This is a genomic window from Paenibacillus sp. JT31N11 (assembly GCF_056269285.1).
This window is the reverse complement of sequence record NZ_JBWDNQ010000041.1, coordinates 1-10,219: the sequence shown is the minus strand read 5'-3', so window position 1 is coordinate 10,219 and position 10,219 is coordinate 1. Positions and strand designations below refer to the sequence as shown.

Annotated in this window: 13 protein-coding genes; 2 read left to right on the top strand and 11 right to left on the bottom strand. The window is 48.0% G+C overall.

The window, feature by feature from the left end; translation table 11 throughout:
- Window positions 1-284: 284 nt before the first annotated feature.
- The 10 genes from AC0YNV_RS40175 to AC0YNV_RS40130 all read right to left on the bottom strand — a co-directional run bounded on the left by AC0YNV_RS40175 (window position 285) and on the right by AC0YNV_RS40130 (window position 7,641).
- Window positions 285-593 (bottom strand): hypothetical protein, encoded by a 309-nt coding sequence (locus tag AC0YNV_RS40175; protein WP_475773044.1) that lies wholly within the window; start codon window positions 591-593, stop codon window positions 285-287.
- A gap of 243 nt (window positions 594-836) precedes the next feature.
- On the bottom strand, window positions 837-1,199 hold the full coding sequence (locus AC0YNV_RS40170; RefSeq protein ID WP_475773043.1) for a hypothetical protein: 363 nt from the start codon (window positions 1,197-1,199) through the stop codon (window positions 837-839).
- A gap of 301 nt (window positions 1,200-1,500) precedes the next feature.
- Entirely contained in the window at window positions 1,501-1,683 is a 183-nt protein-coding gene (locus AC0YNV_RS40165; protein ID WP_475773042.1) for a hypothetical protein, read from the bottom strand.
- A 482-nt stretch (window positions 1,684-2,165) separates the two neighbouring features.
- Complete coding sequence (locus tag AC0YNV_RS40160; RefSeq protein ID WP_475773041.1) at window positions 2,166-2,264, bottom strand: hypothetical protein; 99 nt, start codon at window positions 2,262-2,264, stop codon at window positions 2,166-2,168.
- Between the two features lie 160 nt (window positions 2,265-2,424).
- Window positions 2,425-2,826 (bottom strand): MerR family transcriptional regulator, encoded by a 402-nt coding sequence (locus AC0YNV_RS40155; RefSeq protein ID WP_475773040.1) that lies wholly within the window; start codon window positions 2,824-2,826, stop codon window positions 2,425-2,427.
- Between the two features lie 25 nt (window positions 2,827-2,851).
- Window positions 2,852-3,862 carry a medium chain dehydrogenase/reductase family protein gene (locus tag AC0YNV_RS40150; RefSeq protein WP_475773039.1) on the bottom strand — a complete coding sequence of 337 codons (1,011 nt, stop codon included), beginning with the start codon at window positions 3,860-3,862 and terminating at the stop codon, window positions 2,852-2,854.
- Window positions 3,863-4,300: 438 nt separating this feature from the next.
- Window positions 4,301-4,486, bottom strand: coding sequence for a hypothetical protein (locus AC0YNV_RS40145; RefSeq protein ID WP_475773038.1), 186 nt, complete (start codon window positions 4,484-4,486; stop codon window positions 4,301-4,303).
- A gap of 104 nt (window positions 4,487-4,590) precedes the next feature.
- Window positions 4,591-5,976, bottom strand: a complete 1,386-nt coding sequence (locus AC0YNV_RS40140; RefSeq protein ID WP_475773037.1) for an ABC transporter substrate-binding protein — start codon at window positions 5,974-5,976, stop codon at window positions 4,591-4,593.
- 220 nt (window positions 5,977-6,196) lie between these two features.
- Window positions 6,197-6,439 (bottom strand): hypothetical protein, encoded by a 243-nt coding sequence (locus tag AC0YNV_RS40135; protein ID WP_475773036.1) that lies wholly within the window; start codon window positions 6,437-6,439, stop codon window positions 6,197-6,199.
- Between the two features lie 161 nt (window positions 6,440-6,600).
- A complete protein-coding gene (locus AC0YNV_RS40130; protein WP_475773035.1) occupies window positions 6,601-7,641 on the bottom strand; it encodes an NADH:flavin oxidoreductase in 1,041 nt (346 codons plus the stop codon).
- Between the two features lie 314 nt (window positions 7,642-7,955).
- Here AC0YNV_RS40130 and AC0YNV_RS40125 point away from each other — a divergent pair, with 314 nt between their 5' ends.
- Both AC0YNV_RS40125 and AC0YNV_RS40120 read left to right on the top strand, forming a co-directional pair.
- Complete coding sequence (locus tag AC0YNV_RS40125; protein ID WP_475773034.1) at window positions 7,956-8,285, top strand: PadR family transcriptional regulator; 330 nt, start codon at window positions 7,956-7,958, stop codon at window positions 8,283-8,285.
- Complete coding sequence (locus AC0YNV_RS40120; protein ID WP_475773033.1) at window positions 8,282-8,983, top strand: VanZ family protein; 702 nt, start codon at window positions 8,282-8,284, stop codon at window positions 8,981-8,983. Before AC0YNV_RS40125 ends, AC0YNV_RS40120 begins: the two co-directional genes overlap by 4 nt.
- Window positions 8,984-9,220: 237 nt before the next feature.
- Here the strand turns inward: AC0YNV_RS40120 and AC0YNV_RS40115 are convergent, their stop codons facing one another.
- The gene (locus tag AC0YNV_RS40115) at window positions 9,221-9,757 is read right to left on the bottom strand and encodes a dihydrofolate reductase family protein (protein WP_210047216.1); all 537 of its coding nucleotides are present in this window, start codon (window positions 9,755-9,757) and stop codon (window positions 9,221-9,223) included.
- Window positions 9,758-10,219 lie beyond the last annotated feature (462 nt).

The following is a 10,219-nucleotide window of genomic DNA, read 5'->3' as shown; positions in this document are numbered from 1 at the left end:
CAAATTGTTTAAAGTAGCTGTGATCGCTTGTGCAAATAATCGGATCCACTGGATATATGCAATCTTAACCAAGAAAGAAACTTTCCGCTTAGACTAAAAAAGAAATACTTAGACATTGAGGAAAACCTTCCCAAAATCTATGGGACGGTTATTTGTCATTCCCTTTTACCAGTATAGCATCCTTCGATTGGTCCATTAATAATTAAATATTGACAACCTATTAGCTGGTATAGCTTAATAATCGTATGCCCCGTGATATAGTGTTAGATGATGTCGATGTATTCTTACTCAACTTCTTCATTCCTTTCCTTATCGTTCTTACTATCAAAATCATTCCAGTTATCCTTTATTATCTTAATATTCTTTGCAATGGATGTTTGAAATTCAGCAATAATTAAATATCCAATTCCAGCAATTAAGGCTATCCAACTCATGATTAATGGGCCATCACCTACGTACTCTAACATTGCACTAAATAATTCACTGTTCCATGAAGAAACACTTGATCCAAATATGGCCGCTGATAAATACCGTACTCCATAAAGAAAGGCAGATATACATAACAAAACGACACCAACAGTTCTTCTTTGCATAGTTCCCTCCTGGCTTTTGCCCCAATTGAATATTAACGTCTTATTTACGAATCTTGTGAACTATCCATTTTTAGGATATTCGCGAAGTGAGTTAAACTATCCTGCCCTTCGACAAAAAGGAGCAGGTTGTTGAAGACCTGCTCCAGTCATAACTATTGCGCTATCGTACCCGTTAGCGTAATCAATGCTCCGATTCTTTGTATCACTTATCTGTTTTAACTTGCGTTTTGAATTGGAAAACCATTACTTATTATCCGCATCGTGAAGATATTGATTAAGCTCATTCAACTTATCTGTTCGAAATACTTCTTTTTCTGTATCGAATATAATATACGTGGGTAATTCATGAATATTTAAGGTTTGTAGCTCAACATTATTTGGTGTTCCTTTTTGATAGTAACCAGATAAATTTTTGATATTCTGATCAAACACTTGTTGAAATTCACTATCTTGTTCTTCATTGGTTCCAAACGCAGCAAGATAATATTTACCTTCTTCAACAGAATGCATGGACGAAAGGTTTAAAGATGGTGGAGGTTCGTTACTTGCTTTACAACCCGATAAAACAATTATTGATGATAAACATAATAAATAAAATTTCTTCATACAGTACCTCCTACCCTAATTGGAAGTGACACTTACTATTCCCAATATTTAGGACGTTATTTTCTAACGAAAGTTGCGTTATTCTGCCCGTTAGTTGAGAAAACGACAGCCTTTATGCCGGCTGCCGTTTCGTCAAGTCTTATTGAGCTATCGTACCCGTTAGTTCAGTATGAACCGACCTTAAACAAAGGAGACTTCTTTCCATCATCATGGGTTGAAGTGGAGAATATCATTCCGAGGATTCCTATTCCCATGTAGGTGCCGTACTCAGTTTCAAACTCATTCTGCTGCCTAAAGATCACTATTTGATGAATTGAGAACAGAAGATAATTCGCGCTCCTAAACTCAACAGGCTCTTGGGGGCTGCTTTTTTGAAAAGAATAAGCTCTTGTTTATGAACCCACTTTTCAAAATCCGAGCTATCTGGGTTTGTCCACAGCAGAGTTAGTAAAACTATACCCACCACCAGAATCAGCAATCTCACGCCAAGTCCTCCTCACAGTCTAGTACAGTAATAATATGTTGTGTACTTGAAGGAAATGACGGGTTGTCCCTTTTGTTTAGGTTAATTCAACTATCCTGGTGAGAAAAGGCTTCCAATCTTGCTTGAAGTTTATTAAGCTCTAGTCCGTTATCTTAGTAATACCTATTTTATCGAGCCCCGTGAATGGGGCTTTTTTGGTTCACCTTATGACAAAGAGAGAACTATAATGGTCCTCCCCTTGTTGAACTATCGTACCCATTAGTTCAATCACCGACTGGCATGCCAATCCATTGCAATCGTTTTGCTAATTAATTCGCATGAATGGCTTGAGGTAGCGCCCGAACCAAGTGAGCTCAATAACAAGGTATTAATGTCCATGCACGATACCATTCGACCCGGTCATCTTACTGATGAGTGGAACGGCAAAGGATACTTCTTCCGGGATAACTGCACTCATCATCCTTAATTGTACAACTGCGCCACTATCCGAATGTGGAGAAGCGCTTATGACTACAGTAAGTGTTCATGAACTCACCCGAAGATACGACCCAATCCAGTGCGTTCTTGAGAAAACCTGGCACTCCACGAGCATATTCCGGCGTACAGATTACGATCGCATCCGCCGCTCACAACTCCGTAGGTTGAAGATGCTTAACAGTTAAATTATATGATATATTCGGAACACGATATAGCCCGGATAGCATGCTGCTTATCCTTTACCCTCGCCCCTCCCACCTTACTCTACTTTGCGTCCAATATGTTGGAGTAGAATATTCTTTTCTCAAGTGCGATCACCTTCACGGCTTCCAACTGCTTCATTCGCCGGTCCAGCTCATCGATGTGTCGATCCAAAATCTCGATCCGTTTATGCAGCGTGCCACCGATATCGAAATCGACCTCTTCCTGCGCCGTGAGCAGGCAGCCGTCCTGCGTAAAATCCGCGATGTCATCCAGCTTCATTCCGGCCTGCTTCAAGGTGTGAATAAACCGGATTAACCGCAAATCCGCATCGTCGTACTGCCGGATTCCGATCTCCTTCCCGCGCTGACGCCGAGGTTTAGGCAGCAGGCCGATTTTCTCATAGTAACGAAGTGTAAAAGCCGTTATGCCCGACAGTCTCGCGATCTCTCCGATCGAGTACAAATCGCATGCACCACCTTCATTATGTTTAATTGTTGGTAAGAACGATTTTACCAGCTATTTGGGATGTTTCAAGCAACTTATGCGCCCGCGCCACTTCATGCAGTGGGATCCGCGCGGCGATGATCGGATTGATTCGCCCCTCGGCAAGCAATTCAAACACGCGTGCCAAGTCCTCGCGAAACCATTCCGGCCGCTCCTTCTTCAGAGTTGTGGCGGAATACAGATAGATGGGATTTCCCCTGGGCGTCGTTCTGTTGGCCGACAGGTTCGTCCAATCGTTGACCCAATCGCTCGAATCGTTCTGTCCAAGAACCGACGTGTACCCGTAACCCACGAAACGTCCGCCATCGCTAAGCGTTTGGAATGACCTCTCCCAGTTGCTTCCCCCGATCGGATCGAATACGGCATCCACGCCTTCTGGTGCCCGTCCACGCACGATTTGCACAAAATCCTCGCTCCTGTAGTCAATCGGTACCGCCCCGTATCGGGTGACGACTTCGTGCTTGGCAGCCGAAGCGGTGCCGAACATTTCGACGCCCGCAAGCCGGCCAAGCTCGAGCAACGCAGTACCCGTGCCTCCACTAGCGCCATGAATCAAAATTCGTTCCCCTTCAGAAACCTTTGCGAGACGATGCAGCATTTGATATGCAGTAACATAATTCAAAATGACCGCCGCCGCTGCCGCGGTGTCAATTTGCTCTGGTACCGGGTAAAACTCGTCGGCTTTCGCGTAAACAAAGGACGCGTATCCGCCAGTACCGTTGTAAAATACGGCAACCTTGTCCCCTTTCTGAACATGCCGTACGTCGTCTCCGAGCTCATCGACAATGCCCACCGCGTCGTATCCCGGTGTAAAAGGGGGCGTTGGTGTGCCGGGATATTTGCCCTCTCTTCGCATAATATCGGCAAGAGCGACTCCTGCGCTATACACGTGGACGAGAACCTCGTCCCTCTGCGGCTGGCGCAGCGGCTCCTCCACGATTTTTAACGTTTCCGGTCCGCCATATTCGGTTACAACCACACGTACGTTCAGCATTTGCAACTCTCCTCTATTGGAATTGGTAGTTGGCTTGTATTATATCGGTTAGAGTTGACTCTAAGTCAAGTTTTTATTCCGTCACTACGTTCGAGATAATCACCTTGATCTTCTAAAAATTTATCTTAGACTTTTTCAAGGAAATTCGAAAAGTTCCTTCCGCACTCTTCTGCCAAAAGTTCAACAAAAAGGAGTAGCTGCCGCGGCACGCTACCCTGCGCTATCGTACCCGTTAGTTCAATCATTTCATCATCTCGTCACAGCAATCATCATCCATTTTGACATTTTCCCACATCGGTCTCTCGATATAAGTATCATCTTGGACAAAGCGTAAGTATCCGCCTGGTGAGTAGTTGGACCCCAACCAATGATGCCCTCGACTGTACACTACCTTACTTTATTGAAAGTTCATAAAATCAGAATTTTTTATCTAACTTGCTATACAAGATTATTGCATGGACCCCACCTGCCGGATCGCGTCAGCCGGGCGAAACGATCGAACAATCGACTAAACGGGAGCTGTTGAGCTGAGCAGTTATTGTTGTCCTTCGATTCCCCGATCATGATCGTACCTACCAAGCCGGCTAATAACACGATTACGACAATCACGATTAACCCTGTCATTCTCATCATCCGGCTTCATTATAATGAACCTGCCGCGCATTTATACCCGTCAATCGGCTGCGGTTATAACCATCCAATTGGCAAACGCAAGTGGCCTCATCGAGCTATTCGTTGAGATAAGTCGTCATCTTGTTCTGAATCAGCTTCGCAACGTCCTCCGCCGATTTTTGTCCGCTAAAATAAGCCTTGGACTCATCCATGATGATCGTGTTGAGCGTGGTCGGTTCTTTGAAACTCTTGGCAGCGTGATTCGCCCCCGTCACATAGCCCTCCAGTTGATCAAGCAGCGCTTCGTCGACTTGAAGAGACGCGCCCTGTGTCGGCCCTTCTTTGCTGGTCGGTATCGTTCCTTGTGCTTTCAATTGTTGAATCTGCCGGGCATAGACATTCTTGTTAATAGGAAAACCACTTGTCGGAGTCTCGAGCTTGTCAGACATCAGGAACTTGATGAAGTCCCATGCCTGCTGCTTCGCGCCGGAGCGCGCATTCAAGCCAATCGTATGATTCTTCAGGAAATAACCCCCAACTGTCGAATCCGCTGCATGCGGCATCACGTACAGCTTCACGTTCTTCGCCAGAAGCGAGTGAAGCGAGACGAAGTAACTCGAGGGAGAATTAATCGGTGTCTGAAAGAAATAAGGGCGTCCATCGCCAATGATGCCGCCAGCAGCCATCGATTTGACCTGCTGCAGAAGCCCGTTAAACGAAACCGACTCGAAATTCGCCTTGCGGCTCTCTGCGTCGACGAACCGGGTGTAATTATCAGAGACCAATTGCGCCAGCATCGATTCCGGTGTGCCATTCAGGACGGTGGGATAATCGCCCTTCTGCGACAGCTGCCGGGCAATCCCGGTGAAGTCGTCCCATGTCCAGGACCGGTCATCGATCGTCGTCACCCCTGCCTTCTTGATCGCGTCCTCGTCACCCAACATGCCCCAGAGCCAGAAGTTGAGCGGCAGTCCGTATAGTCCTTCCCCGGTCTTCGAATTATCCAGAACATTGGTGAAATAATCCGTCTTGTTGAAGGACGTATCCTGCGTCATCGACTCATCGAGATCTTCCAGCAATCCATGCTTGACGTAATCTTCGAGCGATAGCTGGTCCGTAATGAGGATATCGGGCCCTTTGCCTGCCAGCATGGCCGTATTCGTGGCGGTCACCCATTTCTCCAGATCGGCTTCCAAATGCTCATCATCGGTCAGTACGCTCTCGAGCTTGATTTCGATATTCGGATGCAGCGCTTCATACTTGGTCTTCGCTTCTTCAAACTGCTTATCCGGAAAGAAGGACGAGAACACAATAGTCGTGTGGTCGGCGCTGGACGAAGAATTGCCTGCCGTCCCCGTATTCTTCTGCGACACATCAATGTTCTCCGTAGACGTACTCTCACCCGAACCGTTATTGCCGTTGCAGGCGGACAGGAGCATCAAGCAGAGTCCAACCGCGATTCCGATACCGTTCTTTGCGCTTCCTAATCCTGGTCTTCTCATCACGCACACCTTCCATGTTCGTTTTCATTTCTACCTGTCTACTATAAAGAATGGAAATCGCCATCTTGTCTCCAACTTGTAAATAATATGTATCTGCGCAGTCTAGCTACGATTGCAGCAAAAAAAGCACCTCATGCACAACGCCAGTTGTGAATAAGATGCTTCTATTGGTTCGCCGTACTGGGAGATCCTCTGCGCTGTTTGCGGCGCTCCTCTGGACTTACCCTTCCGTCACTGCAGCCTCCAAATCGCCCGCTACCTCCATCATCTTACGGATGACGGCTTCATTGGTGCCGGATACATAGATATCTCCCTGATAATGACGGAACGGAATCTTCGCGTCGCCATGGCTCCACATAAAGAAATCGCCCTCGATCAACATGGTTGTCGAACCGGTCACCGTAAATACTGGCGTATAGGAGAAATCCGGTTTGGACGCAAAATAAAGCTTGCATTCCTCCAACAGTCTTAATGAGCTATCGTACCCGTTAGTTTAGTACTTCCCACCCGATAGTTCAATCTCCAACTAAGACTAGGCTGCCGACATGGATCGGAGGGGATGCTTCCTTTAATTATAGATCGACCACTTCAATATTAAGGGACGCTCGCCTGGTGGTATCGAAATTAATGCAAAGTTTGGAGCGCTTGGGGTGTGAAAGGAATCAGTTCCTCCAGCTTCCCTTCTCTGATCTTGCTGACCCAAGCCGGATCCGCAAGCAGTGCTCGGCCGATCGCGACGAGATCGAACTCTTGGTTCTCCAGTTTGGGAATCAAGCCATCCAAACTGGCGTTCCCCGCGCCGCTTCCCGTCTTGAAGAAGGTCGAAACGTCTCCGTCCAATCCTACGGAACCGACCGTAATGGTCGGCTTGCCAGTCAGCTGCTTCACCCAGCCCGCGAGATTCAGCTCGGAGCCTTCGAATTCCGGTTCCCAGAACCGTCTCGTCGAGCAGTGGAACAGATCCACCCCGACATTCACCAGCGGTTTGAGAAATTGCTTCAACTCTTCCGATGTCCCGACGAGCTTCGCCGAATAATCGGTTCCCTTCCATTGCGAGATGCGTAGAATAATCGGGAAGTCGGGACCAACGGCTTCGCGGCAAGCTTGTACGACCTCTGCGGCAAAGGTCGTACGCTCGATGAAGTTGCCTCCGTACCGATCCGTCCGCTGGTTCGTTTTCTCCCAAAAAAATTGGTCGATTAAATAACCGTGGGCGCCGTGTAGCTCAATGCCATCAAACCCCAGATGTTTGGCTTCCGCGGCCGCTTTGGCGAATTCTCGGACGATTCCGACGATTTCCTCTTCGGAGTAGTCGTTCACGCTTCCGCGAGCGCCCATATGCCAGATTTGAGGAACAATTGTTCCTCCCGCATCATGAACCTCGGAGACGACGTTCGCCCATCCGTTCAAGGCTTCTTCCCCGTAGAAGAACGGAACATCCTTCTGATTGCTCGAATCTGCATGGTTAATGACGGTGCCTTCCGTTACGATGAGTCCCACTCCATGCTCTGCTCTGCGGCGATAATAAGCGGCGACGTCCGGTCCCGGAACGCCGTTCGGCGATTTTTGACGCGTCATAGGCGCCATTACCGTACGGTTGGACAGAGATAGCTTACCCGAGGTAAAAGGCTGGAACAGGGCTTGTAACGTTTGTGTGTTCGTCATGGTTTCCCTCCATAAATTATGAATATTTTTAAAATGTGCGCTCTACTGTATTCAATAAATTGTAAAATAACATCTTTAATTCATTTTCACCGATTTGGCGCAGGCTTTCGTAGAGCTTATGTAATATCCTCCTTATGGGACCATCCCGCCTCTCATAATACCACATATTTAGCAAAGCGAAGGCTGCCGCGCGGGAACCCTTCGGCATTGTGCTATCGTATCCGTTAGCGTAATGCCGAATTTAAACAAAAAAATTAATCAACGCCTTGTATAGCGACATATGTCGTTATACAATGTATATAGAGGTGAACGACATGGACAAAGAGATTTTGAAAGGCAGCATCGATATCCTACTACTCTCCATTATCGCGCGGAAGGATACTTACGGTTACGAGATTGTCCAACAGTTAAAGGAATTGAGCCGCGATACATACCAAATGAGTCAAGGGACGCTCTATCCTGCACTCAAAAGACTCGAGAATAAGGAGTTGCTTCGTTCCTATTGGGTCGACAACGAAGCAAGCGGCCGTAGGAAATTCTACGTGCTTACGGAAGCCGGACGGACGGAACTGACCACCAAGCTAATCGCTTGGGATCAAGTACACGCACTGATTCAATCGTGCAGAAAGGTGGGCTATGCATGAATCCTTTTGACACGTATTTAAAGCAAATTCTTCAGAACGTTGAAGTCTCGGAGGGAACTAAGCGGGACCTGTACGAAGAGTTCCTCGATCATCTGGAGCAATTGCGGAAGAGCTATGTCGCTGACGGGGCGCAAGATGAGCATGCAATTAAGCTGGCTATCGCGGATTTCGGTGAATCGGGGCTTGTTGGAGACTTGATGAACAGGGCAGTATCACCGAATCGTAAATGGCTGCAAGCCTTAGCGTGGTGCGTCTTCGCGGCATATGTATTGGTCGTTGTTTACGAACTGTTTTTGAACCGTTCCCGTTCTATGCAATACAGTTACTGGACCCAATGGGCACCTCACCCCAACTTGATCCCGTTCCGCAGCATCCTGCAGTACGCTAATGGTTACGAGCATTACAATTTCGATACTTGGTTCTTTAATCTCTTCGGCAACGTGCTGCTTTTCGTTCCGCTTGGTTTCCTTCTTCCGATCCTGATCGCCAAGGTACGACGGTTCTCTACTATTTTCGTCTGGTCATTACTGGTCAGCTTGGCCATCGAACTGACCCAGCTTGGTACGCGGCGCGGGATCTTCGACGTGGACGATCTCATTTTGAACGTCCTCGGCAGTGCAATCGGTTACGCAACATGGACAATGGCCGCCGCGGGTTGGCGGCTTGCGTTGCGGAAGATCCGCCCTTCATTGGACTAATTGGGCCATAGAAGCTACATCGAACCTGACTGTTAGGCTAACAGGCCGCAGATCTTACCGACGGCCTGTTCGTTCTGCTATCGTACCAGTTAGGTCAATCGTCAATTCCATAAATAACTATGTCATTTCGCTTAACTGAACAAATTTTAAAGAATAAGGGATCCTCAGACTGCCGCAACAGCCGGAGAATCCCTGTTAAAGTAACGTGCCTTTTAGGCCGCTGGGTCAACCGCACAACTAAGCTGGAACGTAGGTCAACCTGATCACCTTCTCGCCAATTCGATCGCTTGCCACGAGGCGCAGCTGCGGCCGTGGACCGGCGAAGAACGGCTTGCCGTGACCCAGCACGACTGGATGGAGATAGAGTCGATACTCATCAACGAGACCGAGCTCCGTTAGACTGTGGGCCAACTCCGGCCCGGCAACTTCAATCTCCCCTTCATGCTGAGCCTTCAGCCCACGTATGGCCGCTGCGAGGTCGCCCTCGATCAGAGAAGCGTTCGGACCGACGGACTTTAACGTCCTCGACACCACCCACTTCGGTTTGCTTTGCCACGCCGCTGCGTATTCCCGTTCCGGCGCATCCCATTCAAAATGGTCTCCGTCCCAATACCGCATGGTCTCGTACATGCGGCGCCCGTACAGGCTGCCCGCCAGGCCGCGCACGTCGTCGATGAAATGACGGAATAGCACGGGGTCGGGCTGAAATGCCGTGTGGTCGTGGTCGACGAATCCGTCCAGAGACTGGTTCAATGCAAAAACGATCTTTGCCATGCGACTGACTCTCCTCCCTGGTTTTCTCGCACATTCATCATCAAGATTACACGTTCCATATGCAGCCTCCTCTATGTCTATATTTTATCATCCAACAGCATGTCCGGTTTCTCATGGATTGCTAATGTGCACAGTCCTGGCCTGACCGAATACAAATTTAATTTAACGAAGGATGGTAAATTAAACAATTCTTCCAGTTAGCTCAATAAAATGAGGTGTGCCGCGGTGGGCTGCCCCATTGTCAATTGTTTAGCTAGCGTACCGGTTAGCGTAACGACAGTTTCAACACATAACTTATCTTATGTATTGAAAAAACCAGCCCCCTTAAAGGACTGGTTCGCCGCTGCCATCATTGAACTCCCTCGGTACGATTAAGTTTTCTCACGAATGCTCGCTTATTCGCAGGATTTCTCCCTTGTTAGACATGTATGAAGGACGCTCGGGTGACCACTTCATAGACCT